Here is a 24808-nt window from a genome sequence, read left to right as displayed (position 1 = left end):
TGACAATTATCAGTTACGGAATTTTAGCCCCAAAAAGGGTCAGAATATTCTGATTTGGAACTGTCTTTAATATGGATTTTTTCAATGGTTTCCAGTTCTTCTGGGGTTGCTATTCTTTGTATTTCATTGAACAGAATTCGCTCTTCAAAACGTATGTGTGACTGTAATTCTTCTTCCAAAAGACTTAAAGATTTTTTGGGATTTTCAGTATCTTTAAATAACCGTTTGATTCGGCGGTGCTCTTTTAAAGCTCTTTTTACCATTTCATCCTCTTTACCTAAAATGGGGAAAATATGTTTTTCTTCAGCTTTAAAATGAGGTTTTATTTCTGTTTTAAAAAACCAATTGGCATAGCTTTTCATCCGTTTCAAGGAAACATCTTTGGAAAAACCTTTTCGTATTTTCCAAGAAAAGAGCAAACCAAAATGATGCTGTCTACTTAATGGTTTTAAAGCTTCATGACGTTTTATGGGTTTTGGTTTATTCATACTATTTTTAGGATTTTCTTTGTTTTAAAAACGTTAGACCTACCTCTAACCCAGTTGCCAATTCGTAAAGACTTGTGTTTTGCAACATTCTCTTAAGTTCTTCCCGGACGTTCACAAATTTATCGTGTATAGGACAGGGTTTAGTAGCATTGCATGTATCAAAGCCTAAAGCACACCCCTCATAAATAGAGTTTCCGTCTATTGCAAAAACAATATCGGCCAGCATAATAGTATCAATTTTATCTTTGGATATTTCAAACCCGCCCGATGGACCTTTGCTAGATTTTATTATATCGATTTTGGCAAGCTGAAGCAATACTTTTGCTGTAAATGCTTCGGGAGAATCAATTTCCTTTGCAATTTTTTTTAAGCTTACACGCTCTCCTTGTATTGATTGCAGAGCAATATAGATTGAAGCTTTTATACCGTATTCACAAGCTTTAGAGAACATAGTTTTTTTGTTTATGTAAAGATATTCTATTTCGGACAAAATTATCTTTATTTAACAAAAGCATGGAATAGCCTTGACTTTTACGTCTTGCTATCTAGATCCGAAATCGTTTATTTGCTTCCCGTTCCAATGATTCACGATGATCGGGATGGGCAATTGTAATGAGTGCTTTGGCTCGTTGTTCCAATCCTTTTCCAAAAAGGTTGACCACCCCATACTCTGTTGCTACATAGTGTACGTGTGCTCTAGTAGTGGTTACGCTAGCACCTTCTTTAAGAAACGGGGTTATTTTTGAAATTCCTTTATTAGTTACCGAAGGCATGGCAATAATGGGTTTTCCCCCTAGAGAGAGTGAAGCCCCGCGAATAAAATCCATTTGCCCTCCCACTCCTGAATATTGATAAGTCCCGATAGAATCGGCACATACTTGACCCGTCAAATCTATTTCAATAGCACTATTTATAGCAGTCATTTTGGGATTTCGGCGAATAATAGCGGTATCGTTTGTATATCCGGCCTCCTTAAAGTGAACAACAGGGTTATCATCTATAAAATCATATAGTTTTTGAGTACCCATCGCAAAGCAGGTTACTATCTTCCCAGTTTTAATCTCTTTATTTTCCCCAGTGATAATACCTTTTTCAACTAATGGTAAAATACCATCACTGAACATTTCGGTATGAATACCCAGGCGTTTATGGTTGGTTAAATTGTTCAACACCGCATTAGGAATATTACCGATACCCATTTGCAATGTGGCACCATCTTCTATTAAACCGGCCACATTTTTACCGATAATTGCTTCTACTTCTGTTGGGGTTTCAATAATGGATGCGTGGATTGGCTCATCCACTTCAATTGCCAAATCAATATTTTTTATATGAATAATTCCGTCGCCGTGTGTTCTTGGAACTTTTGGGTTGATTTGCGCCACAACCTTTTTAGCTGTTAAAATAGCTGGTAATGTTATATCTACTGAAGCACCCAATGAGCAATATCCGTGTCGGTCAGGTGGAGAAACCTGAATAAAAGCAACATCCAATGGCAAAATATTTCGCCTAAATAACCAATGTATTTCACTCAAAAACACTGGCACATAATCACCATAAGGGCTATGCACACCTTTTCGCACATTACCTCCTACAAAAAAAGTATTTAAATGAAAGGCTTTATTATACGGTGCTTCTAAATATTTTGCTTCGCCATGGGTGTGTATTTGAACTATTTCAACATTTTTTAAATCTGAGTATCCTTCACATAAGCTGTTTATCAACACATTTGGAGTCATGGCAGCACCTTGAAAAAAAACCCGATCACCAGATTGTATGGTGGAAACTGCTTCTTGAGAAGATACTATCTTTAAGTTTTTATGATTCATCTGTCGTTATTTTTGGAGTGCAAAGGTGTAAAACCTTTCAGTCTTTAGTTATGATTTATGTCATACCAATAAATCATCGATACTTTTACCATTGCAACTTAATTTTACTTTCTTTAAAATAATGATTTCTTTTAAAAAACACATACACATTGCCCTTGGATATTTTGTACTGATTGCTATTATGGGAGTTGCTCTTCGGCTGTTTGCTATAACCGAACTACCTATTACCTATCGATACATTGTACACACCCATTCACATATTGCTTTATTGGGATGGGTTTATACTGGATTGACCACCGTTTTGTATTATCTTTTTTTACGGGATAGTGAGATTTCAAAAAAGTACACCTATCTTTTTTGGGGTACACAGGCAACGATTGTAGGAATGCTACTCTCGTTTCCTTTTACTGGTTATGCTTTATTTTCCATTATTTTTTCCACACTGTTTTTAATTGCTACGTATGTATTTGCCTTCTTTTTTCTGAAGCATACACCCAAGGAACTAAAATCACTTCAATCGTATAAATTAATACGGGCGGCAATTTGGTTTATGGTCCTTTCGAGTATTGGACCTTGGGTTGTAGGAGTAGTCATGGGGACATTAGGAAATACTTCGCCTTGGTATCATAACGCTATTTATTTTTACCTCCATTTTCAATACAATGGCTGGTTTTTGGTTGCTTTATGTGGAGTTCTGTTCCGATTGTTTGAGCAGCATGGAATTACACTTTCTAAAAAAAACCTTAAACAGTTTTACTACCTATTAAATATTGGTGTTATATTGACTTTTTTTATTTCTATTTTATGGATGCAGCCACATTGGTTTTTTAATGCGCTGGCAATTACCGGATCGGCATTACAAATAAGTGCTTTTAGTATTCTCTTTGGAAAAATTTTGTGGGAACGCTCCACTTTAAAAAAGTATCTATCGAAGCAAACAGGATGGTTATTGAAATTTGCCGGATTTAGCCTTGCCATTAAATTAATAGCCCAATTGATGGGTTCGTTTCCTACAACTGCTAAAATTATTTCTGGGAATATAGATTACATAATCAGCTACCTCCACTGGGTATTTCTTGGATTGGCTAGTGTAGCTTTGGTAGCATTTTTACACCATTTTAAGTGGATCGTCCTTCCCAAAATTACATTGTTGTTATATTTAGCAGGTTTTATATTGACCGAATTTCTTATTTTTTACCGTGGTAGTATGAGTACTTTTAACTTGCCAGCTCTGCCCGATATTTCCTTTTGGCTAAGCGCAGCAAGTGTCCTGTTGTTACTTGCAATAGGATGGCTTTTTACTTTTCAGTTTAAAAGAATCTATTAAATTGTCTCCTCTTCAGGGCACAATTTTTTGGATACTTCAGCCATTTCTTTTACAATAGAAGCTCCTTTGTCTTTATTGTACCAAAGCTGCAATTGTGTTTTAAAAGTATCGTCTAGTTGTCCGTGTTCAGTTTTATAATCGGTCACTAATTTTGTGGCTGCCTGTGAACGTGGTCCCCACTGTTCAAGTACTTCATATTGATTATTTAAAATAATTAATTTTGGAATACTTTTAGAACCATTGGTAAGAAACTGGTCCATTAATTTCGGATGTTCATCACGAAGTACGATTTTCAAATCTATATAATCGGAGGTTTCAGCTATTTTATTGAGAAACGGAAGCGTTTGCGCAGCATCACCACACCAAGGCTCAGTAATAACCAGCCAAGTTTGCTTTTCACAGATGTTTTTAAATTGTGATTGAAAAGTTTCAGCAATTGTAGCTGTTTTGTCCAAACGCTTGCTTCGGCTTAAGTTCAACTTTGTGTACTTTATTTTTTCTTCTGAAGGTTCTCCGGTAGTTCTTACCTTTGCTACTAATTGTTTAAACAAAAGGTTGTAATCAGTATATGTCATACTTGATTGAAGGGAATTTTCTAAAAGCTCTTTCATTGCTATTTATTTTTATAGTTTGTTGTAAGATTAGGTATATCCTTACAGTAATTAAATGCCCAAAACACTTTTTAAAAATCTTTCCGCTTTGCCATTCGTTGAATAAAAAGAGTAGGTACTATAACCCAAAGTGTCAACATTAAAGATGATAGTATAAAACCAAAACTGGTTCCGAAGAATTTCTGAAACACGGCACCTGTATATCCTAATAATACCGAAATATCCAACTTCAACAAAATGAGCACTCTCGATAAATCTACTGGGTTCAGCATGGTTGCTACCAAAGAAAATTTATCCAATGGATAGTCTTCAAAATACACCAGCGAAATTAAAAAAATACCATCGTAGATTACAGCCATAAACAACCAAAGTAGAATTGCATAACCAAAACCTTTAATCTTGTTTTCATTGGCCAAAGCAATTACAAAAGCAAGGGCGGTAAAAATAAGCGTTAAAAAAGCACCAGTAACCAGCAGTAATGAAAAGTCCCAAATGGCACCGCTATTAAAAATTCCGTAGAACACAAAAGGCAATCCCAAACCGATTATCAAGCTCATCGATAGCGATAATGCCACTCCAAAATACTGTCCTAAAAAAATAGAACTTCGCTTTACGGGCTGGGCGAGCAAGAGTTCGGTAAATTCTTTGGAGTTGTAATAATACATTACCCCAAATATGGTTCCAATAAGTGGTACTAATACGATAATGACGTTCATTAAGGTGATCACAGCCTTGCTCAAGTCATTATTGAGAAACAGCAACACAACACCTAATAATAAATAGAACAAAAAGTACACGTAACTCCAACGGCTGCGCATTAAATCGAAAAAACTATATTTTAATATTTTAAGCATAACTTGAAGATAACATGGACGCTATAGCGTGTTCAAAATCGGGTTGTTCGGTCTTTGTTTTCAATTGAGGAATACTACCACGGAAATAGATTTTACCTTCCAGTAAAAACACAATTTCATCGGCAATTTCTTCTACGAAACTCATAATATGTGAGGTGATAAGAATGGTTTTCCCTTTTTCTTTTTCCGCCGTAATCAACTGCTTTAAGCGAATGTGCGAAATGGGATCGAGACCTGTGGTTGGTTCATCGAGAATGACCAACGGACTATCAAACATAAAGGTAAGCACCAAGTTTACTTTCTGCTTGGTACCACCAGATAGATTGTTCAGCTTTTTATCGAGGAATAGCTGTAACTTGAACAATTCGACAAGCCGTTCATCATCTGCAGTTTTACTACTCCTTAGGTCCTTAATCATTTTAATAAGCTCCTTTACGGTCAAATTTCCTGGAAAGTTGGCAATTTGAGGTAGATAGTCAATATCGTTACGGTATTCCCAACTTTTTTTAATAGAAGTACCATTCAATTTAATGATTCCTGAATTAGGAACAACCATCCCTAAAATACTTTTTATCAGTGTAGTCTTGCCCGAACCATTAGGTCCAAGAACGGCAAAAATTCCCCCATTATCTATGGTAAGGTCAATGCCTTTTAGTACTTCGTTCTTACCAAATTTTTTATGTAAATTATTTATCTCGATCATAGTCAATAGGTTTCAATAAAGGGTTGTTGTCCATTAAGTTATCCGGTGTGAATACCGGGGATACTTTTTCAGAAAAATCAATGATATCAATAAACAAGCTGCGCAATAAAATGATGGTTTCGGGTGTGCGGTTTACAATATAACTGAAGAGTTTTACGGGCCGGTACGGTACATCGCCTATTCCGTTTTTGTTTAAATCGTAGCCTGTGTAATTACTCCAATAATTTTTATCAAACACATTATCATTTATCTTACTATTGTATGAAATATCAAAACTATTATAAAGAAAATTATTTTTTGTAAAAGTGTTGGCGTAGCAAGCTCCACGGACTTTTACGGCCCAGCCATTGCTTTTAAAATCATTGTTGGAATATTCAATTCGGTTAGAGCCTTCAATATTGATACCCACGGTGTTTTCTTCGAAAACATTTCCTTTTATTTCTGAATCATTAATTTCTTTTAGCAACAATCCAAAAGAAGCGGTACCCCAGTTTTTTCTGAAAACATTATCATACATTTTTATGAATTTTGAAAACATGACCGCTACTCCTGCCCCATTGTTCTCAAATAAATTGTTGGTATAGGTATCATGATTGGAAAACATAAAATGTAAGCCATATCGTAAGTTGTCAGTACTTTTATTGTTTTTTATCTCTATTTGGTCTGAAAATTCCAGATAAACCCCATCTCTAACATTTCGAATTCTATTATTGGTAACCTCAACATTGTTACAGTACCATAATTGGATGCCGTTTCCTGAGTTATATTCATTAATAGCATCTCCCTTGATGGTATTATCCAGGACTTTTCCGTGATTGGATTTTTCCAAATAAATTCCAAAGAAAAGCCGTTGCAACGTATTATTTTTAATGAGAAAATTTTCACTTTTCACTACCCGTATGGCAGCATAATCAGTAGTGTAGCTGGTTCCCACATTAATGATTGTAAGTCCATCAATGGTCACGTTATCACTTTCAATCGTAATAATCTCCCCTTTGTTGTCTCCGTCGATTACTGGGTTACCTTCTCCTATTATGGTAAGTGGTTTGGTAATACCTATGTTGTATTCTTTATAGATGTCTTTTTTAATTATAATGGTATCTAGCGGTTGTGCTTTTTCAACAGCTTGAGAAATTGTTGAAATTTCACATGAGGTGCATACCTCTATTGTCTGCGCAAAAAAAGTAGCTGTAAACAACAGGAAAAACAATACACTATGTAAAAACCGCTTATTCATATATGATGCAAATTATAAAATTGAATATTTCAGTCCTATGACAAATGACAGGTTTTCGTTCATTTGTATTCCGTTGTAACCTTCATAAACTGGAGCGCCCATTTCGGCAGCTATTCTTATATTTTTAAAAACCGAAGTTTGAGGAAAAGAGACATTCACACCCCCAAAAAGTTTTATTTTTTCGCCACCGTAGTTTTCGATATCGGCAGTTGTTACCATCATCGGGTTTAGTTGAGGATCTGCTCCTTCAATATCGCTAATGACAGTTCCCAAAGCCCTACCTGAAAGGCTTACGTTTTCAAACAAACGGTATGCTCCCCAAAGATTTAATTGATAGTGGTTCCCGAACCGATATTCTTCTGTATTTTTTCCTGTTCTAAATGTGGCTAAAAATTGAGAGCCCCAAGAAAAGAAAGGATATAGTTCTTTATAGGTGGCACCAGCAGTTACATCAAATGTTCCACTACCCAATTGCATTGCATAAGGCAGTTTTGCATCTTCCATCATCGGTGTATCGTCGCGTTCCTTGATTGAACCTACCGGAAGTGAAATGCCTGTATTTAGGTGCAATGAATTTATATCATGACTGAATAATCCATATAGTGCATTCAATTTTAAATCACCAAACCCTGAAGAATTGGTAGAAAAATCATGTTGCATGATCATTCCATTCATCGTCATTTGGTCGGTCAAATCCATATCGTTTTTTATCAGGTTTTGCATGGCTGAAAGTGTAAGGCGATTGGTGGGCGCGTACATAACCCCCAACATATACATCTGCATCGACATTTCTTGCGGTGCGACCATATACTCTTGAAAAATAGCAACATCAGCAATATTATCTGTTGCCATTTTGTTTCCATCCATCATCATACCCATATATCGCAATGAAACCATTAACCCTCCTTTGTGATGCAAGTGATCGCCCATTACACCAATAGGAGCGTGAGAATCTGGTCTTAAGTGGTTATGATGGTCGTGGGTAATATTTCCAAAAGCCTTATCTTTAAAAGCCCTATTTAGTTGTTGCCAAGTATATAGAGCGTCTTTTTCTAAAGTTTTAAAACGTTCTGCCTTTTCTTTTGAACTAAAGGCGGACAGGTTTGCGCCCATTGGGCTTTTAATAATATTGCTTTTCAAATAAAAAGCAGTTGTTACCGAAATAAAAATTTCTGGATTAGCGTAATCTGAAACATACATCGATTTAAAATCGATCTCATTGTTTGCTTTTAAATAGTTCAGTAAACATTCAATGGCATCAAAATAAAGCGTTTGGTTATTTTGTTTTATAGCTTGGGAAGCAAAACGATTATCTTTTATAACCATGTTACACAACTGGCAGTTGGTTGTACCATAATCAATTTTTTCTTGAGCCTGAACGCTCCCAAAAAATGAAAATAAAATACCTAGTAAAACAAAATATTGTTTCATGTTATATGTCTTTAAGTTTGTGGTAAGTAATAATTTACTTGGTCAATATTTCTCTTTTAAGTATAGCCTCAAAACCTCCCAGTCATAAAGTTTTCCAGAATATTCAGCTTGAGTTTTTTGAGCAACTTGTTTTGAATTGAATGCAGAAAGATTAGCTCCCATAGGACTCGAAATTTCAGGGCTAATTAAATAGGTGGCTGTTGTAGCGTCAATAAGTTTACCGGGGGTATTGAAGTCGTTTACTAAATACATCGCAACAGACTGATCGCTATGTTCGGTATGATAATTAATCATGCATTCAATGGCATCGAATTTATAAGATCGTCCTTTTTCTGTTACAATTTGAGAAGCATGCTGTCTATCAACAATAGTCATATTGCAGTATTGGCAATTATCGCTACCGTAATTTATTTTTTGTGGCTTTACTTCACAGGCTGTAAAGAGCAATACAAGAAAGAAAATGGAGAGTGTTAATTTCATTTTTACTAATTTTAATGTGATTGGAAGCTTCTTTTTTTCTTTTTCCATTCTTTTTTTCCAACGAAAAAGGCAATCATAGTCAGCAACATCCCTACAAACATTAAGTAGGCTCCTATATGTGGCCAAGAATCTACGTCAAAATTTAGCATTTTTTGATATCCTAATAATGGTGGTTTATACGACATTGGCGTACCATCGGGATTGGTCATCTTCATAATGGCATTGGGATCTAAGTTGGTTCCGTAATCGGTAAGCCACAGGTTAAAATCGTACATTCCCATAATTCCTAAAACCGACATAAGTCCAAACCAACCAATAAACCACCAATGGTTCACTTTTCCGAAGAAACCCAAAAGTCCTATAAAAGCTCCAAGTGCTACCATACCTCCAATAACCAATGGAAATACTTCAAACTCCCACATATCTTCCGCTTTGGGAATGGTACGCATACCAATGTAATGATTAAGCCCGTCTATGTTTTGGATATCAAATTCACTTACTCCTTTAATTCCAGTAATGTGAATGTTCATTCCCAGCGGTTCAGGGTATTGAGGAGCCCCCAACATAATGTTCCATAAAGGAAATTTGAAAAGTCCTAAAAGAAGCAGTGATCCAATGATCATGATGATTCCAGCTTTTTTCATTTTCTTGATTTTTTTGGTTTACGTTGATTTTTTAATCTTTTTATTTAAAACAAAACGGGGGCAATCAACAACCCCCGTCTGTCTTTGGAAACATTACCAATCACTAAACCAATGTTTCGCAACCAATATATTTATTCTCCCAAAGACCAACTCAATTCTATATTTGAATTTTCTGGCGATACACGTATGTATCCTTGCATTTCTTGGTGTAATGCTGAACAGAAATCAGTACAATAAAATGGCCATACTCCTATTTGTTTAGGCTCCCAGACTAAGGTTTTGGTTTGTCCCGGCATAATAAGTAATTCGGCATTATTAGCCCCGATCATAGCAAATCCGTGCGGTACATCAAAATCTTGTTCATGGTTGGTAATATGGAAATATACTTTATCCCCCACCCTAATTCCTTCAATATTATCCGGAGTAAAGTGGCTACGTATCATCGACATATAAATATGTACTTCTTTTCCATCACGCTCCACCCGTGTATCTCCAGAAGTTAAAGCAGCATATTCGTGTTTGTTATCTTCTAGTTTATAAATCTTTTTAGATTTTGGTGCTAAAATTTCAGCTGGAATACCTGCTGCGTAATGCGGTTCTCCGTGGGTTGGGAAATCCAGTAATAGTTCCATTTTATCTCCTGTAATGTCAAATAACTGTGCAGAGTGTTCCAATTCTGGTCCTGTTGGCAAATATCTATCCTTGGTAATTTTGTTCATTGAAACTGCATACTTACCAAAAGGGTGTGCAGAGTTACCCCCAGGTATCATTACGTGACCTACTGAATAGTAGTTGGGCTGTCTGTCTATCACTTCACGGGTTTCAACATTCCATTTTACCAATTCTGAAGAGATAAAGAAGGTAGTATACGCATTCCCTTTTCCGTCAAATTCGGTATGTAGTGGACCTAATCCCGCTTGTTTTACTGTACCTGCGAGAATATCTTCAAAACTGAGAATTGGAATTCCGTAGGCTTCTCCATTAAACTTTTCATTATCAATAGCATCAATCATTTTATCGAATGAATGAATGGTTAAATCTGCTGAAAGTTTACCATTTCCAATAATATACTCTCCGTCGGGGCTTACATCAACTCCGTGTGGTGATTTTGGTGTAGGGAGAAAGAAAACAGCCCCCGGAACTTTTGTGGGATCTATTGTCAATACTTCTTTTTTCATCGTGGTTGTAGCGTTGTGTGTACCATGATCATACACATTATGTGCATAATTAGCCGGCATTTTAGTACCACCACCATTGTTTACATATTCTTCAACTTTCTTCCAATTAATAGCTGCAATAAAATCTTTGTCGTTTTGTGAAGCATTCACCTCTAAAAGCGAATTGGCTTCTTCGGTATTATAAGTGGTAAAGAAAAACCAACCGTGTGATTTTCCACGTCCTGGGTGTGAGAGGTCATAATTAAAACCAGGCATCATTAACTGAAATTTGATGTTCATTCTGCCGGTTTCTTGATCTACACTTAAAAAAGACAAGGCTCCTTTAAATTTTCCTTTATACTCTTTTATAGAAATATCTTCTTGCGGAACGGGAACTGAAAAACGAGTACCAGCCACTACATATTCGGTGTTTTCTGTAATAAATGACGAACTGTGGTTCCCAGCACTGTTGGGGATTTCGATTATTTCTTCAGTTTCAAATGTTTCAAGGTCAACCCTTGCAATACGCGGGGTGTTGTTTCCATTAACAAAAATCCACCTTCCATCAAGTTTTCCGTTGGTTTGTGAAATATCTGGGTGATGCAAATCGTCCCAAGGCACGAACCCGTGAGAGGTATTTAACATGGGTGTTGTTTCTTCAGAGTACCCATACCCGTTTGTGGGAAATTGTGAAAATACCGGGATTTCTTTGAACATTCTTCCAGATGGCAAGCCATATACAGTCAAGTTACCGCTGTAACCTCCAGAAAAGAATGCATAAAATTCATCGTGTTCACCGGGGGCAACATACACTTTTTCTGCGGCACCTGAAGCTAAGGCTCCTTGGTCACCTTTTTTGTTAGACTCGCTATTATTACAACTAGCAACTATTCCAGCCACTAAAGCAAGCAGTAATAAACTATTGATTGATCGTTTCATAATTTTATTTGTTTAGTTGTTTTTACAATGTTCTAAAATACTCTAAGATTTTACGCGCTTCATCTTCTGTAAGACCTTGATTAGCCATTGGAGATCCATTAAATTCAATTAGGAGTTCTTTCGCTACAGGGTCTTCTTTTACCATTACTTCAGGGTTTAAAATCATGTTCATTACCCATTCTGGCGAACGGCGCTCTAAAATACCAGTTGGAGCGGGACCAATAAATTTCCTGTCTGCTTTATGGCAAGCCGTACACTTGTTTTTGAACAACTCTCCTCCTGCATTAGCCATAGCTTGATCTACATTCGTTCCAAGTTCAAGGTTTTTTACAGGGCCCACACCTTTATTATCTAACGTAATTTGTTTGGAGGCTGGCACTTCATTAGAGACAGGTTTCTCTACTTTTTTTTCTGTTTTTGGTCTTTGTCCAATTTTAATTTGTTCTTTTTCCTTTTTCTCGTCTTTACCGCCACAGCTCATCAAGGCTAGCACAGTAAGTAATAACAGAGTTTTAATTGCGTATTTCATTTTTCAAGGTTTATGGTTTTTATTTAGCTAACTTAGAGTGTCATTTTTATAACTTATAAACACTTCATTATTGGTATCATTAAATTTTACATAACAAAAGTAGTGAGGTACTAAAGGGTATAAAATGACTTTTATCATATTTAAGATATTTTGGTCTTCTATTATTTTTTAGTAAAAATGAAATCAATCACCTTAAAAAAATAGAGAATAAAACAAGTATTCGAAATTCCTTATTCAACCTGATTTGAAAGTGGAAAGCTGACGGATATCATTGTTGCTTGAGCGGATTCAAACTATTTTTATAGGAACCAAAAGTTTTAATAAAATGAATACTATATTACTTCCGACAGATTTTTCAGAAAGCTCTAAGAATGCTATCAGATATGCGCTGGATTTTTTTAAAGGGCATACTTGCACGTTCTATATTTTGAACATTCAGAAAACTTCAGAATACGTTACTGCAGATGTACGCTCTGCATCACCAAAGAGCTCAGTGTACGACGCTGTGCTAGCGGACAATAAAAAAGAGCTTAGCTCCTTTGTAGATACCTTTAAAAAGGACTATAGCAGTGAAGATTATACTTTTCATGAGAAAGTTGATTACGATGCTTTTGTTGATGCCATAAACCAGTCCATTTCATTATATAGCATCGATTTAATAATAATGGGAACCAATGGTGCGACAAGTGCTAAAGAAGTCCTTTTTGGTAGTAATACACTCCAAGTAATACGACAGGTTGACTGTCCAGTTCTTGTTATTCCAGATAATTATAGCTATAAAAAAATAGAATCTATTCTTTTTAGTTTACACCATGGAGATATTCTTAAAAAAGAGAAGTTACAACCGTTGTTCAGTCTAATGGTGAAACAAAACCAACCTCACATTAATGTTTTAGATATTGATGATGACGCCGTAGCTGATCCCAATCTGCTAGAAAATAGAAACCTTCAAGATTCTTTTAAGGGCAAAAAACACAGTTTCCATGCATTAACTGGTATTCCCACCCCTATTGCAATTAATACTTTTGTGCAATTGTTTAATATATCTCTACATACCATGTTTGTGGAACGGGAAAGCTTTCTGGAGCGCTTTGTTTTTGGGTCGGAAACTTCTAAAATAAGTTATCAAACGCGTGTTCCACTTTTAGTGCTGCACCAATAGCTCATTCTATTCAAAAAACTTGTATTAGCATTAACTTTATATTTATGAAAAATATACTCTTTATCATTACGCTTACAGCAATAACTTTTAGTTGTAAAGAAACCCAAAAGAGCGAGCAAATAGTTAACGAAAAAATAGAAACTAGTCAACAAATTAAGAACTCAACATTACCTAAGACTGAGAATGCTTCGGAAAAAAGTTGGATGAATGAAATATCACTAAACAACGGCTCTAAATGGGAAGCCAATCCAGAAACCACCGAAGGGATTGAAAATATGATACAGGCAATTGATCAAAACAAGCTTAAAGCTGTAACAGATTTTCAGGAATTGGGTATTAAACTAAATAATGAAAAAAATTATATTGTAGAAAAATGTACTATGGAAGGACCCTCGCACGATAACTTACATGTTTTTTTATATCCGCTAATCAATAAAATAAAAGATTTGATGACGGTGAACTCTGTTACAGAAGGTTCTAAAATTACAACCAACATTCAAGCACACTTAGAGGGGTACAATCTTTACTTTCATTAAAAAAATAATCACTTTATTCTAAGTTGATTAATATTTGCTCTTCTTTTAATGATTTTATTAGTGTTTTTATAAAATCTGAAATGCCCCTTGTTGCAGTATTAGGTGCTGGAATATCAATTTGTCCACGCCACAACAACTCTCGTTCTTTTTCCAAACAAATGCAAAAGAGGGAAGTTTCACTAGTGTACACCTTATAGTTTTCCGATTGTTCCCGCTGGTAAATATGTTGATTGGAATAGTAATAATCGCGAAATGATTGATAGGGCTTTGCAAAGCTTCTATAAGCCTGTACAACCGTAACCTTACTGTATTGTCCTGTAATTTTAGACAATAAAATAGCATCGAAACCTTTTCCAAGTAATTTTTGTTCTAACATATTCAAATCTACTTCAGATTGTTTTGCATTATTGAATGAAGATTCAAAAAAATCAATACTGCGTACAGCTATCATATCATTTTTTTCAAGCTCTTGTGCCAATTCGGTTTCAAAAGTTCGCCGTAGTTGTTTGTCTGCCGTCATACCTACCACCAATACTTTATTGGCTGAAAAGGTTTCAGTTTCTGAATCTTTCCATTCGTTCACCAACTTGCTTGTAGAACAATTAGTAAAGGCAATAAGCATCAATATTATAAAAGTATATTTCATAATTTTTTATTTTAAATATCACCTTAAATATATTTTCAAATTATAGAAATAAAAATGGTAACAATCAGTTTTTCAAAAATCTAACTATTAATAGGAATATAGTTTTGAAAAGGGGGGCCAACCCAAAGCTGTCTATAATTCTTTTAATAAAGATTACTGTGAGAGAACTTTTTAAAACTATATTTCTATGGCAAGGTTAAAGTTTATTTCAACTTCTTCTTTTATAATTATTAAACCGAACAATTTTTTTGGAGGCTCAAGGCCAAAGTCCTTAATGTTCATTTTTAGCTTTCCGCTAAAGCAATTTGTGGACGAGCTACTAATATCTATGGGAAAGGTATACTCTTTTTCCTTTTCTGAGATAGTTATTATTACATGGGCAATACCACGCTCTTTGTCATTTAAACTTATATAGTTAAGTTCTAATGTAATTTCGGGATATTTTTCGCTTTTTAGTAGTGAATGAAAGTCTCTATTTATAGCTTTACTACCACAGTCAAAACATTCATTTTGTAAAGTGAGAACAGCATTTTTAAAATTGATCTCGTCCCCATTATTGATATAGTTTATTTCCTTGTTCTGTACCAAATAAGTTGTATCAAATTCACATCTAAACTTATTTATATTAGTATCACCAGTAATGGTAAGTTTGCTATTTTTGAGAATATAGATGGTTTCCTTTTCCATACTATTCTGTGCCGAAACTATTGTGGTTAAGGTCAAGGTAAAAAGCAAAGCATATTTCAATATAGTTTTCACTTATTATAATTTAAAAAAGGTGAAAGAATTGAGCTTCTCCCACCTTTGGTTGTTTAATCTGTTTTTTAAAAACTTATAATGGCTTCGACAACAGCACCGTTGAATTTACCACCATTTCTAATATCGCTCTCTTCAAAACCGCCATATTCTTGATTTACGTATTCAACTTTGGCAAGGATGTTTTTGGTCATAAACCATCCAGCGGACAGGTTGAACCTTGTAATGTCAACCTCAGTACCACCGAGCAGTTCACCTTCTACGAGGTTATAGCGACCGCCTACATATATATTTTCTTTGTTTCCGAAACGATAAATTAACTCTCCGGAATATTGGTTAAAGCTTCTTTCATCCAGCTCGGTAGCAGCTTTTCCTGTTACTCTTTCGTATGTTCCGAAAAATTCGAATCCACCGTACTTTACAAAAGGATTTACCATAAACGCGGTAAGCTCATTCCTAAGGTTAGGATTAAACCTGCCAGACCTAAAATTACCTGAAGAAGAAGCCCCTTCTGGTTCCATTACAAAGTAATATCGCGAACCTGACCGGTCTGCACTGTACAAATAAGCATTAGCAGATTTATTGGTATGGTACACAGAGCCAGTTAGCCTAAGACGTAAGTTATCATTCATATGAGTATCATATCCTAATTTGGCTATATAAGATGGGTCTGTAGCATCCGGGTTATTTACCGCTTGGTTTAATTTACCATTGGTAGCCCCTAACATTGCTATAAGACCATCATCAAAGTAATAGACCTCGGCCCCCACTTCGGTAGTAAAAGCATCCATTATAAGGTTGCCTACAAAAGGGTTATAAATAGCCTGGGCATTGTCACTTCTTCTAAAATGTGCATCACCATAATTGTTTTCCATATGACCAATGCGAATCCTTAAATTATTCATTAGCGGTTCTAAAAAACCTTCGCTTACAAAGTCAAGCTTGTCTATTTGAATGTAGCCTCCCTTCACATATGGTTCGGGATGGTGGCGTGAAGATAAATAAGTTCTTAAATGCATCCTTACTCCCTCGTACAATTGTACGTCTAGGTCTAAATTGGCAGTGGGCAAGTTGAAGTTGTTCCCTATTTCAATAAGTGAGATTGGGTCACCATTTTCATCCACCGGGTTACCCGTATTTTCGTGATCTAATGCTTGAAACTGGATTGTAGATGCTCCACCAATTCTTACATGTACGCCATTAAAAGTAGTAGCTGTGTCTTTAGGGGCCTCAAACTGGTTAATCCCTCTTTGGTCGGGATATCTAAAATTGTCTAGGTCCCTTGCTTGCTTTTCCTGAGCCAGAGCTTGGAAACCAAACAGTACTAAAAGAGCTATCCCGAAGTATTTAAGTGAGTTTTTCATGTTATCTATTTTTAAATTTGAATTAGATTGTTAAGGGTTGTGTTATATTATTTTAAGAAAACTGACTGAAAAATAATGTTCAATTCATCACCAGTGGTTATCGTACCAAGTAAAGCGGTGGGTGGGTCTACATTATATTCGGTCATTCTAATTGACTTATTACCAGATAGGATAATCTTGTCATCTACTACCCTTACATCAAAAATGATAATTATGGGTTTAGTAGTACCTACAATAGTAAGTTCTCCCATCGTGGTTGCTTTACAATTTCCTAAAGTTGTGCAGTTAATATTATTTACGTTGGTCAACGTATAAGATATTTGTTTGTATTTGTCCGTATTCAGTGCCTTATAGGTGTTTTTATCCATTCTAGACTTTCCGCTCTTTAGGCTTTCTGCTTTTACTGTAAAATCAAGTTGTTTTATTTTTACCAGTTGCTCATTTTCGAATTCGGCAAGCAGTTTTCCCTGTTGGTTTTCTGCAATGATTTCCCAATCGTGAATATTAGAAGTTCCATCCACTTTTAAGGTAGAAGAAGCATTGTTTAATTGATATGTTTGGGCTACAGAAACGGGTGTGATAACAACCAAAATAAGTAAGTATCTTAGTATCTTTTTTATATTTTTTAAAGTGTCCATAATTATTTTTTTTTGTTCAATACAAAGATACCGTTCGATAGGTTCTTGAATTATGACAATTGTCAGCTATATCAGGATTCAGAAGGGTATATCAAAACAAATACAAATAAAAAACAACTTAAATTAGCCCACGGAAGAGAGCACTTACCAACATATGAAATAAAGCTCTATCACATTATATTTGGCTGTATAACTTAAATAGGTATAGCGGGTAGTTGAAACGTGTAGATTAAACCCAAATATTATGAATATCATAAAGTTTCGGGAGGGATGCCCTCCAATTGAAGGTATCTTTCAGTTTTATCCGAAGTGAATCTTGTGCAGTAGGTTCTCCGTGAATAAGAAAGACTTCTTCAGGATTGTTTTTAATATCGCTTACCCAATCCAGTAATCCATTTTGGTCGGCGTGGGCCGAAAGGCTTTCCACATGATGAACAGAAGCTTTTACGGGATAATATTTTCCGAAGAATTTTAACTCGTGTGCTCCTTCTAGCAATTGGCGTCCACGGGTTCCTTCGGCTTGGTACCCTACCAACAAGATATTGGTTGTTGATTGATCAATCAACTGTTTTAAATAGGTGAGCACTCGTCCACCTGTAACCATTCCGCTGCCGGCAATGACCACTTTTGGCCTCGGATCGTCAATGGTTTCCCAGGTTTCTTTATACGAAGCAACAACATTCATCCGGTTGCTCATAGCATGAAATTGCTCAGGGGTCAATTTGTGCCACTCTGGAAAACGTTCAAATACCGATAAGACATTACTCCCCATAGGGCTATCAATAAAAATAGGAATGTTAGGAATCTTATTTTTTTGATACAGACTCCATAGCAGGTACATTAAGGTTTGCAACCGTTCTACAGCAAAAGATGGGATAATGAGTGTACCGCGCTCCTCAATGGTTTTTTGTATTAGTTGTACCAAAAGGCTTTCTACATCTTCCTCGGGGTGCAACCGATTGCCATAGGTGCTTTCTAAAAAAAGGTAATCAACCCATTCTGGTTTTTCGGGTGGGAACAGCAACGCATCTTCGGTGCGCCCAATATCGCCTGAAAAAACAAACCGCTTTCCATACACATCCAGTTCGATAAAAGTAGCACCAATAATATGACCATTGTACCGAAACCGGTACTGTATATGTTCGGTCAAGGTAATCCAAATATCCTTTTCCGCATTTTTGAACAACCGCAAGGTAGCTTCGGCTTCTTTAATAGTATAAAACGGTTTGGCGGGTTGGTGTTTAGAGTACCCCTCTTTGTTGGCGCGTTCGGCTTCTTCTTCATGTATTTTGGCGCTATCCAGCAGGATAATTTCGGTAATCGCCAAGGTGGGCGGTGTCCCGATTATTTTTCCTCGGAAACCTTCCTTAAATAAGCGTGGCAGATAACCAGTATGATCCAAATGGCCGTGAGTTAAAAATACAAAGTTTATTTTTGAAGCATCTACAGGAAAAGGCTTCCAGTTTTCTTCCCGTAGTTCTTTCAACCCTTGAAACATGCCACAATCAATTAAAAAATTGCCATCAGGTGTTTCCAGGTAAAACTTAGACCCTGTAACCGTGCCAGCAGCTCCCAAAAATTGAACAGTTATAGTTTTCATAATGATTAACTATTGTTACAAAGAATGGATATTTCAGAAAAAATACGCTGTTTTCTTTTTTCAGAGATACCCAAATGATCCAAATAAAATTTATCTCTCAGTAATTGTCGGCACAAAACCACATCACGGCTTAACAAAAATTGCTTTTCACGTTTAGACAATAAAGTTAAAACCGTTATTGGATAGAGCCCTAATCGATCGATACGGTCTTTTAGCCCATTTCCAGTTGGGTAATTCCAGCTTAATAGTTTCAAGCCTGCACATAGTGCATATTGTTCTGCATCTTTTGTAAAACGTGTATTTGTAACCACCCATCCTTCTTTAGTTATAGCTTTGTTTTCTTTGCTAGACTTTATAATGTCCTGAAACCGAGAATGAATGTATAATGGTATTTTTACATCGCAATTTCGGCCCTCTTCACTGTGAAATTTACATTCTGCCAGTATGCGATGATTCTTTTTATGGGCGATTACATCAACCTCATGACTCACACATTTTCCTTCCAACATCTTACCCACTGTTACTTGATAACCTGAATATTGATAGAGGGCACCAATGAATTTTTCAAAGGGAAAACCAGTAGGTCCCAGTTCGTAAATGGCTTTTTTCAATTTATACTTTGAAGCGTATTCCAGCTTTTCCTTTTTAAGCATCGCAAAAGCCCTGTTGTAAATTTCTTTGGTAGAAATACCCTGATACAGCTCGTCCCGCACGGTATTGGTTATTTTATTAATAGTTGCTGTATCTGCGCCGCTATGTCTAAGGGAAGCTTTTAGTTTTTCAATGGAAAACCGAACACGCTTTCCTGATGATTTTATCAATTCTATGCTATTTGTTTCAGGTTTCATATTTTAAAGCTATGAGCGTATGTCGTGCATAGCCAATACCGGTACCTTAGCATGTACACCTAAATCCTTTACCATAGGATTTGAAAAAATACTACCAAAAAAAGTATGCTTTTTATTGATAAAGGCTATCATCTCGCTTTCCCTACTTTGAACAAAACTATGGAGTCCTTTTTTTACATCAATATTATCCAATGTATGATGGCTGAATTCTATTGTTACCAAGATATCTTCCAACAAAGCTTTATTTTCCTTTTGTTCTTCACTCAGTTTATCTTCTTTTTTTATGTGAAGTATGCGTACAGGGGCATTTGTCAACTTGGCAATTTCTACCAAGTGTTTTAATTCCCTTTGTTTAAAATGGGTTTTAAAACTTGTAGGGAATACAATCTCGTTAGGTTCTTTAAAGAAAAAAGTACCCGGAATGGCCAGAATCGGACAAAGTCGTATGTTTTCCATTGCATTAATAGTATTGCTGCCAAAAATAACATCTTTTGAATCTGTTTCGCCACGAGTACCCATCACAATAAATTCAATATCCTTTTTTTCAATAATCGTCTTGATAACCTCGGTCAAGGGGCCAAATTCGTTGTAAAAATAAAATCGATGCTCTGGTGAGTCATCCCGATAACTAAGTTGAATTTTTAGTTTACTCATCTTTTTTTCTGAAGCTTCTTTAATTGACTCATAAGTTGCATCGCCAGGTTCAGGAATTAAGAGGTTTTCGGTTGAATATCCGCCCAAATAAAATGTATTGAGAATATGAAATTCACACTGTTCTCCTTTAAAAAGGTTCATGGCGTAAGTAGTTGCATTCCATGCATTTTTTGAGAAATCGGTAGGTATTAAAATTTTCTTTTTCATAATTTTACAAGGTTTAGTTATAAAATGAATATTGGTTTTTAAACACGATTTATATCAGTCTCTTATAGGTATTACCATATAGGGTACCGAGGTGGTCTTCCCTATTTTCTTTACAACTGCTTCCCTAAATATGCGAGCAATTGCATTGTATCTGTGATATACCATCACCAGCAGATCTATGCTTTTATCAACAACAAAACTATCAATACTGTTTGCTATACTGCCTTCTTTAGAAATCCAATGTATTTTTGTTTTACAGTCTGTAAGGGCTTTTTTAATAAGTTTTAAGTGTTGTTGCTGTTGGGTATCCATAGTAGCTTTTTCACCTACGTGCACTAAATGAATAGTTGATTGGTAGCTTTTAGCTAAAGCTAGCATAGGAGTTATCCCTACGGTTGGAAATGCTTCGTTATAATCTGTAGCAAAAGCAATTTCTGAAGGTATTGTGAAATCCATTTCCTGCGGTACTACCAATAAAGGTGCATTTTTAATGTTTTTGATAACCTGAATGGTATTGCTGCCCAATAAAATATCTTCGGCAGCAGTACGCCCTTTGGTTCCCATTACAACCAAATCGATACCGTACTTTATAATCAGTTTATTGGTTCCCCGCACCAAGGACATGGAGGTGGAAATAAACTCAAAATTGTGTGACTTGTTATCACTGTCTCGGTTAATATGATGAATGAGCTGTTTGCCGTCTTTATCGGCTTCATCGTACAGTTTGTCCATCAATTTTTCAGATTTACCAATATCCACACGGCTTGTAAGCGCAGAGACACTATCGGCAAATGAATGCAATAGATAAAATTGTACTTCTTCGTCACTAAAAAGTTTTACAGTATAAAACAACGCAGCATATGCATTGTTTGAAAAATCGGTGGGTATTAGGATTTTTTTCATTTTTAATTAAATTTTATCGTGATAAATTTTGAAGTATTAAAAAGGGTACTTGTACTTTCAACCCTATTTTATCGATGGTGTTGCTGTACAGTATACCTTCTAAAAATGAATGGCGATGATTTATCATTACAAGCATATCTATATCCTCTTCATTTATAAAAGAATTGACTGTTTTTACTATGTCCTTTCCTGTTTTAATGTGGAACTGCCGGTAATTATCTTTTATACAAGAATTTAAAAACGCTTTGTTATCTTGTTGGCGAAACGACAGTTTTTCATACTCTGAAACGTATAGAAGGTGAATAGTAGCTTTAAATTTTTCACATATAGTACTTAACAGTTTTATTTCCCTGCGCCTAAACGGCATAAGGTAAGGTGTAGGAAACAGTACTTCTTTAGGGTGCCAATCTGTATATTTTGAAGGCACTGCCAGTACAGGACAACTTACATATTTTACCACCTGTAATGTATTGCTCCCAAAAGTAAGGTCGCGGTCATCGGTATGTCCCCGAGTTCCCATCACAACGATATCGCTGTTGTCGGTTTCTACTAGTTCGTTCACGGCGTCTATTAAATTTGAAAACACCGCATTAGCTGAGTATTTGTGCCTCGGGTTAGGAGAAGCTTCTTTTACGAATATTAAAAGGTTTTCTAGCTCCTTTTCAGCACTTTGCTTTGTTTTTTTCTTGTATTCTTCAAAAAGAGAACGTGACATCTCTAGGTTGTTTTCATACACCTCATCTGCAAAAGCATGGAGAAGTGTAATTTCACAACGATCATACTTAAAAAGTTCTACGGCATATCGTACTGCATTACGAGCATTTTCTGAAAAATCGGTTGGGATGATTATTTTTCGCATAGTTGGCACTGTTTTTAACAGAACCAAAGATAGCTTGACTTAACCTGAAATACTATGACATTTATCAGTTAACTATTTGAAATTTAGTGTATTCTTAATAATATATTTAATGAACAATGTTTATCTTTAAAAGAAAAGATGAAACTTTCTGCCATCTCTTGGTTAGTCATTACGACGTTTGTATTATTGACAGTGTTGATCTTTTCGTTGATGAATTTTTCATTTAATTGGGTATTCTATCTTACCGCATTGGGACAAGTATTTTTAATTTATACGATTTATAAAATATTGACAGATACCTATACCACCGATAAAACATTTGACGATTTCTATGAGGATCACTCCATTGAAAAAGATGAATAACTAAAAATGTAAACGTTATTTGTTTTTATTCGTGAAGTACCAAAAAAGGGACTTCAGTTTGATAGCTCATTTTTTTAACGGTAGGTCTAAATAAAATACGTTGAAAAAAATTGAGGTTTTTAGCTACCATGGCTATTATATTAATCTGCTTTTTTTCAACAAATTTTTGAATGGCTTCTTCCAAATCAAAGGTGTTACAAGTATGAAACCTATGCTGTATTTCTTCTAAGCTATCCTTTAAGAAAATTTTATTTTTTTCCTGCGCTTCGGTTAATGGTAGGTTTTTACCTCTAACGTGAACCACATGTAGAAAAGAATGATGTAATTGTGTTACACTTTTTAATGTTTTTACAATCCGTTCTTTATAAAGTAAGTTGAAATCTGTAGGAAATGCAATATGTTTTGGCTCTTCAAACCGGGTATTTTCAGGAATAACCAAAACAGGGCATTTTACCTTTGTTATTACATCGCCTGCATTGCTACCCAAGGTATATTTTTTAATACCCGACGCCCCTTTAGTCCCCATAATAATGAGGTCTATTTCATTTTTAGTAATTTGAGAACGTACCCCTTTTATAAATGAAGTGTTTTCAATAGTAGACTTGTAAGCATGATTATGAAAGGCATATTGCGTAAGGATTTTATTTTTTAGCTCTTGTAATTGAGTAGCCACTTTTATTTTATCTTGAGCAGCAAGCAATGTCCCACTTCCTTGAATTTCAGGTCCCATTTCAGTACCTAGTCTATTATTTATATGTAATAAATGAAACGTTACACGTACTTCTTTTAATAAAGAAATAGCATATTCAATCGCATTCCACGAATTATCTGAAAAATCAGTCGGGATTAATACATTCATCACGTTAATTTCACTTTATAGCAAAAGTACTGTGATGGTTTTGTGTAAAGAATGACAACGGTCAGTTTTAAAAAATGTCCAGCTTTTTAAAATAAAGCATGTTGAGCAAAAAATAGTTAGTCTTCTTGTTTTAGTCCTTTCAAGTCTAAAATACGGATATTTCGCCCTTCAATTTCAATTAGCCCTTTTTTCTTAAAACCTGAAAGGGTACGAATAAGGCTTTCGGTTGCAATTCCAGCTACACTGGCAAGGTCGTACCGAGAAATCTTGATAGCATCTTCCGGTTTTTTATTGAGTATTTCTGCAAATTGAAGAATGGTCTGTGCCGTTTTTCTTCTAACGGAACTGTAGGCCATTTGTAGTAGCTGTTCCTTTACATCGGAAAGGGTGTCGGTCAATACGTTCATTAATTCTAAGGATACATTTTTGTTTTTTCCTAATATTTCCTTGAGATCGGTAATGGCTACCCCGGCCAGCTCCACATCTTCTACAGCAGTGGCAGATTCAGTATAAGGTACACTTTCCATTAATGAAGTAAATCCTAAAAAATCATCGGCTTTGTACAAAGTTGTAATAAGTTCCTTTGCACTGTCGTCCATTTTATGGGTTTTAACTACTCCCTTTAAAATAAGGTAAATCATAGTGGCATATTGCCCTTCTCTAAAGATAACCTCTCCTTTTTCAATAGTGAGTATTTTTCCGTGGTCGTCAAAAAAGTTTTTAAGTTCGTTTAGGTTACGGACACCATCCTCGTTGTCTTTTTCCGAAGATACTTTTCCCTCCATCATTTTTGAAAGCAAGTTTGCTTTGGCCAAACGACTTTCAACAGCGCTCAATAGTTCTTCTTCTTCAAAAGGTTTGGTAAGGTAATCGTCAGCCCCCAGGTTCATTCCTTTTCTAATTTCCTTATGTTCTGTTTTGGCAGAAAGAAAAATAAATGGGATGTGCTGTGTTTTATCGTCCAAAGAAAGATTTTTAAGAACACCATATCCATCTACTTCGGGCATCATGATATCACAAATGATGATGTTGGGAATTTCTGCTTTTGCCTTTTCTATTCCAATTTTTCCATTTGGGGCAGTGATTACGTTATAATTGGAAAGTTCCAATAATTCTTCAGTATTTTCACGTAAGGCTGCATCGTCTTCAATTAAAAGAATGGTATTCATAACATGATTTTATCT

Annotated in this window: 27 protein-coding genes; 4 read left to right on the top strand and 23 right to left on the bottom strand. The window is 35.6% G+C overall.

Annotated elements, in window-relative coordinates; translation table 11 throughout:
* Positions 1-23 precede the first annotated feature (23 nt).
* From DZ858_RS09560 to DZ858_RS09550, 3 genes are all read right to left on the bottom strand, one after another.
* A complete protein-coding gene (locus DZ858_RS09560; protein WP_117159325.1) occupies positions 24-488 on the bottom strand; it encodes a hemerythrin domain-containing protein in 465 nt (154 codons plus the stop codon).
* A gap of 7 nt (positions 489-495) precedes the next feature.
* A complete protein-coding gene (locus tag DZ858_RS09555) occupies positions 496-939 on the bottom strand; it encodes an RrF2 family transcriptional regulator (protein WP_117159324.1) in 444 nt (147 codons plus the stop codon).
* Positions 940-1033: 94 nt separating this feature from the next.
* A complete protein-coding gene (locus DZ858_RS09550; protein WP_117159323.1) occupies positions 1034-2317 on the bottom strand; it encodes an acetyl-CoA hydrolase/transferase family protein in 1284 nt (427 codons plus the stop codon).
* 121 nt (positions 2318-2438) lie between these two features.
* On the opposite strand from DZ858_RS09550, the gene DZ858_RS09545 reads away from it, so the two are divergent.
* Positions 2439-3644, top strand: a complete 1206-nt coding sequence (locus DZ858_RS09545; RefSeq protein ID WP_117159322.1) for a hypothetical protein — start codon at positions 2439-2441, stop codon at positions 3642-3644.
* Here the strand turns inward: DZ858_RS09545 and DZ858_RS09540 are convergent.
* From DZ858_RS09540 to DZ858_RS09500, 9 genes are all read right to left on the bottom strand, one after another.
* The gene (locus DZ858_RS09540; RefSeq protein ID WP_117159321.1) at positions 3641-4255 is read right to left on the bottom strand and encodes a thioredoxin family protein; all 615 of its coding nucleotides are present in this window, start codon (positions 4253-4255) and stop codon (positions 3641-3643) included. The two genes, DZ858_RS09545 and DZ858_RS09540, sit on opposite strands and share 4 nt — an antisense overlap.
* 71 nt (positions 4256-4326) lie before the next feature.
* Complete coding sequence (locus DZ858_RS09535; protein ID WP_117159320.1) at positions 4327-5109, bottom strand: ABC transporter permease; 783 nt, start codon at positions 5107-5109, stop codon at positions 4327-4329.
* Positions 5102-5812: an ABC transporter ATP-binding protein gene (locus tag DZ858_RS09530; RefSeq protein WP_117159319.1), complete on the bottom strand. Its 711-nt coding sequence runs from the start codon at positions 5810-5812 to the stop codon at positions 5102-5104. Before DZ858_RS09530 ends, DZ858_RS09535 begins: the two co-directional genes overlap by 8 nt.
* Positions 5796-7049, bottom strand: a complete 1254-nt coding sequence (locus DZ858_RS09525; protein ID WP_117159318.1) for a nitrous oxide reductase family maturation protein NosD — start codon at positions 7047-7049, stop codon at positions 5796-5798. Before DZ858_RS09525 ends, DZ858_RS09530 begins: the two co-directional genes overlap by 17 nt.
* 12 nt (positions 7050-7061) lie before the next feature.
* Entirely contained in the window at positions 7062-8480 is a 1419-nt protein-coding gene (locus DZ858_RS09520; RefSeq protein ID WP_117159317.1) for a nitrous oxide reductase accessory protein NosL, read from the bottom strand.
* Positions 8481-8522: 42 nt separating this feature from the next.
* On the bottom strand, positions 8523-8960 hold the full coding sequence (locus DZ858_RS09515) for a nitrous oxide reductase accessory protein NosL (protein WP_117159579.1): 438 nt from the start codon (positions 8958-8960) through the stop codon (positions 8523-8525).
* Positions 8961-8971: 11 nt separating this feature from the next.
* Positions 8972-9604: a hypothetical protein gene (locus DZ858_RS09510; RefSeq protein WP_117159316.1), complete on the bottom strand. Its 633-nt coding sequence runs from the start codon at positions 9602-9604 to the stop codon at positions 8972-8974.
* Between the two features lie 131 nt (positions 9605-9735).
* Positions 9736-11700: a Sec-dependent nitrous-oxide reductase gene (gene nosZ, locus DZ858_RS09505; protein WP_117159315.1), complete on the bottom strand. Its 1965-nt coding sequence runs from the start codon at positions 11698-11700 to the stop codon at positions 9736-9738.
* A gap of 22 nt (positions 11701-11722) precedes the next feature.
* Complete coding sequence (locus tag DZ858_RS09500; RefSeq protein ID WP_117159314.1) at positions 11723-12229, bottom strand: c-type cytochrome; 507 nt, start codon at positions 12227-12229, stop codon at positions 11723-11725.
* Between the two features lie 325 nt (positions 12230-12554).
* On the opposite strand from DZ858_RS09500, the gene DZ858_RS09495 reads away from it, so the two are divergent.
* Positions 12555-13391 (top strand): universal stress protein, encoded by an 837-nt coding sequence (locus DZ858_RS09495; RefSeq protein ID WP_147309585.1) that lies wholly within the window; start codon positions 12555-12557, stop codon positions 13389-13391.
* Positions 13392-13435: 44 nt separating this feature from the next.
* Entirely contained in the window at positions 13436-13927 is a 492-nt protein-coding gene (locus DZ858_RS09490; protein WP_117159312.1) for a hypothetical protein, read from the top strand.
* 13 nt (positions 13928-13940) lie between these two features.
* Here DZ858_RS09490 and DZ858_RS09485 read toward each other — a convergent pair whose 3' ends face one another.
* The 9 genes from DZ858_RS09485 to DZ858_RS09445 form a co-directional block, all read right to left on the bottom strand.
* Entirely contained in the window at positions 13941-14573 is a 633-nt protein-coding gene (locus tag DZ858_RS09485; protein WP_147309584.1) for a hypothetical protein, read from the bottom strand.
* 177 nt (positions 14574-14750) lie between these two features.
* A complete protein-coding gene (locus DZ858_RS09480) occupies positions 14751-15332 on the bottom strand; it encodes a YceI family protein (protein ID WP_147309583.1) in 582 nt (193 codons plus the stop codon).
* Between the two features lie 65 nt (positions 15333-15397).
* On the bottom strand, positions 15398-16693 hold the full coding sequence (locus tag DZ858_RS09475; RefSeq protein ID WP_117159309.1) for a hypothetical protein: 1296 nt from the start codon (positions 16691-16693) through the stop codon (positions 15398-15400).
* 47 nt (positions 16694-16740) lie between these two features.
* Positions 16741-17331, bottom strand: coding sequence for a YceI family protein (locus tag DZ858_RS09470; protein ID WP_117159308.1), 591 nt, complete (start codon positions 17329-17331; stop codon positions 16741-16743).
* A gap of 229 nt (positions 17332-17560) precedes the next feature.
* The gene (locus DZ858_RS09465) at positions 17561-18931 is read right to left on the bottom strand and encodes an MBL fold metallo-hydrolase RNA specificity domain-containing protein (RefSeq protein WP_117159307.1); all 1371 of its coding nucleotides are present in this window, start codon (positions 18929-18931) and stop codon (positions 17561-17563) included.
* A 5-nt stretch (positions 18932-18936) separates the two neighbouring features.
* Entirely contained in the window at positions 18937-19779 is an 843-nt protein-coding gene (locus DZ858_RS09460; protein WP_117159306.1) for a restriction endonuclease, read from the bottom strand.
* Positions 19780-19788: 9 nt separating this feature from the next.
* A complete protein-coding gene (locus tag DZ858_RS09455) occupies positions 19789-20640 on the bottom strand; it encodes a universal stress protein (protein ID WP_117159305.1) in 852 nt (283 codons plus the stop codon).
* A gap of 54 nt (positions 20641-20694) precedes the next feature.
* Positions 20695-21543, bottom strand: coding sequence for a universal stress protein (locus tag DZ858_RS09450; RefSeq protein ID WP_117159304.1), 849 nt, complete (start codon positions 21541-21543; stop codon positions 20695-20697).
* A gap of 13 nt (positions 21544-21556) precedes the next feature.
* Entirely contained in the window at positions 21557-22402 is an 846-nt protein-coding gene (locus DZ858_RS09445) for a universal stress protein (RefSeq protein WP_117159303.1), read from the bottom strand.
* A gap of 138 nt (positions 22403-22540) precedes the next feature.
* Between DZ858_RS09445 and DZ858_RS09440 the strand changes: the two genes are divergently transcribed.
* A complete protein-coding gene (locus DZ858_RS09440; RefSeq protein WP_117159302.1) occupies positions 22541-22765 on the top strand; it encodes a hypothetical protein in 225 nt (74 codons plus the stop codon).
* Positions 22766-22790: 25 nt separating this feature from the next.
* On the opposite strand, the gene DZ858_RS09435 is transcribed toward DZ858_RS09440, so the two are convergent.
* Both DZ858_RS09435 and DZ858_RS09430 read right to left on the bottom strand, forming a co-directional pair.
* Positions 22791-23624, bottom strand: coding sequence for a universal stress protein (locus DZ858_RS09435; protein WP_117159301.1), 834 nt, complete (start codon positions 23622-23624; stop codon positions 22791-22793).
* Between the two features lie 116 nt (positions 23625-23740).
* Complete coding sequence (locus tag DZ858_RS09430; RefSeq protein ID WP_117159300.1) at positions 23741-24793, bottom strand: response regulator; 1053 nt, start codon at positions 24791-24793, stop codon at positions 23741-23743.
* Positions 24794-24808 lie beyond the last annotated feature (15 nt).

It is taken from the genome of Marixanthomonas ophiurae (assembly GCF_003413745.1).
Lineage (GTDB): Bacteria > Bacteroidota > Bacteroidia > Flavobacteriales > Flavobacteriaceae > Marixanthomonas > Marixanthomonas ophiurae.
This window is presented reverse-complemented; position numbering and strand designations above follow the sequence as displayed.

Excerpts from the sequence above, each read along its gene's own strand:
- DZ858_RS09545 (WP_117159322.1), top strand. The coding sequence starts at position 2,439 with ATGATTTCTTTTAAAAAACACATACACATTGCCCTTGGATATTTTGTA.
- DZ858_RS09525 (WP_117159318.1), bottom strand. The coding sequence starts at position 7,049 with ATGAATAAGCGGTTTTTACATAGTGTATTGTTTTTCCTGTTGTTTACA.
- DZ858_RS09520 (WP_117159317.1), bottom strand. The coding sequence starts at position 8,480 with ATGAAACAATATTTTGTTTTACTAGGTATTTTATTTTCATTTTTTGGG.
- DZ858_RS09490 (WP_117159312.1), top strand. The coding sequence starts at position 13,436 with ATGAAAAATATACTCTTTATCATTACGCTTACAGCAATAACTTTTAGT.
- DZ858_RS09530 (WP_117159319.1), bottom strand. The coding sequence starts at position 5,812 with ATGATCGAGATAAATAATTTACATAAAAAATTTGGTAAGAACGAAGTA.
- DZ858_RS09440 (WP_117159302.1), top strand. The coding sequence starts at position 22,541 with ATGAAACTTTCTGCCATCTCTTGGTTAGTCATTACGACGTTTGTATTA.
- DZ858_RS09470 (WP_117159308.1), bottom strand. The coding sequence starts at position 17,331 with ATGGACACTTTAAAAAATATAAAAAAGATACTAAGATACTTACTTATT.
- DZ858_RS09460 (WP_117159306.1), bottom strand. The coding sequence starts at position 19,779 with ATGAAACCTGAAACAAATAGCATAGAATTGATAAAATCATCAGGAAAG.
- DZ858_RS09540 (WP_117159321.1), bottom strand. The coding sequence starts at position 4,255 with ATGAAAGAGCTTTTAGAAAATTCCCTTCAATCAAGTATGACATATACT.
- DZ858_RS09510 (WP_117159316.1), bottom strand. The coding sequence starts at position 9,604 with ATGAAAAAAGCTGGAATCATCATGATCATTGGATCACTGCTTCTTTTA.
- nosZ (WP_117159315.1), bottom strand. The coding sequence starts at position 11,700 with ATGAAACGATCAATCAATAGTTTATTACTGCTTGCTTTAGTGGCTGGA.
- DZ858_RS09455 (WP_117159305.1), bottom strand. The coding sequence starts at position 20,640 with ATGAAAAAGAAAATTTTAATACCTACCGATTTCTCAAAAAATGCATGG.
- DZ858_RS09445 (WP_117159303.1), bottom strand. The coding sequence starts at position 22,402 with ATGCGAAAAATAATCATCCCAACCGATTTTTCAGAAAATGCTCGTAAT.
- DZ858_RS09515 (WP_117159579.1), bottom strand. The coding sequence starts at position 8,960 with ATGAAATTAACACTCTCCATTTTCTTTCTTGTATTGCTCTTTACAGCC.
- DZ858_RS09450 (WP_117159304.1), bottom strand. The coding sequence starts at position 21,543 with ATGAAAAAAATCCTAATACCCACCGATTTTTCAAACAATGCATATGCT.
- DZ858_RS09430 (WP_117159300.1), bottom strand. The coding sequence starts at position 24,793 with ATGAATACCATTCTTTTAATTGAAGACGATGCAGCCTTACGTGAAAAT.
- DZ858_RS09500 (WP_117159314.1), bottom strand. The coding sequence starts at position 12,229 with ATGAAATACGCAATTAAAACTCTGTTATTACTTACTGTGCTAGCCTTG.
- DZ858_RS09550 (WP_117159323.1), bottom strand. The coding sequence starts at position 2,317 with ATGAATCATAAAAACTTAAAGATAGTATCTTCTCAAGAAGCAGTTTCC.
- DZ858_RS09485 (WP_147309584.1), bottom strand. The coding sequence starts at position 14,573 with ATGAAATATACTTTTATAATATTGATGCTTATTGCCTTTACTAATTGT.
- DZ858_RS09560 (WP_117159325.1), bottom strand. The coding sequence starts at position 488 with ATGAATAAACCAAAACCCATAAAACGTCATGAAGCTTTAAAACCATTA.
- DZ858_RS09535 (WP_117159320.1), bottom strand. The coding sequence starts at position 5,109 with ATGCTTAAAATATTAAAATATAGTTTTTTCGATTTAATGCGCAGCCGT.
- DZ858_RS09435 (WP_117159301.1), bottom strand. The coding sequence starts at position 23,624 with ATGAATGTATTAATCCCGACTGATTTTTCAGATAATTCGTGGAATGCG.
- DZ858_RS09495 (WP_147309585.1), top strand. The coding sequence starts at position 12,555 with ATGAATACTATATTACTTCCGACAGATTTTTCAGAAAGCTCTAAGAAT.
- DZ858_RS09475 (WP_117159309.1), bottom strand. The coding sequence starts at position 16,693 with ATGAAAAACTCACTTAAATACTTCGGGATAGCTCTTTTAGTACTGTTT.
- DZ858_RS09555 (WP_117159324.1), bottom strand. The coding sequence starts at position 939 with ATGTTCTCTAAAGCTTGTGAATACGGTATAAAAGCTTCAATCTATATT.
- DZ858_RS09465 (WP_117159307.1), bottom strand. The coding sequence starts at position 18,931 with ATGAAAACTATAACTGTTCAATTTTTGGGAGCTGCTGGCACGGTTACA.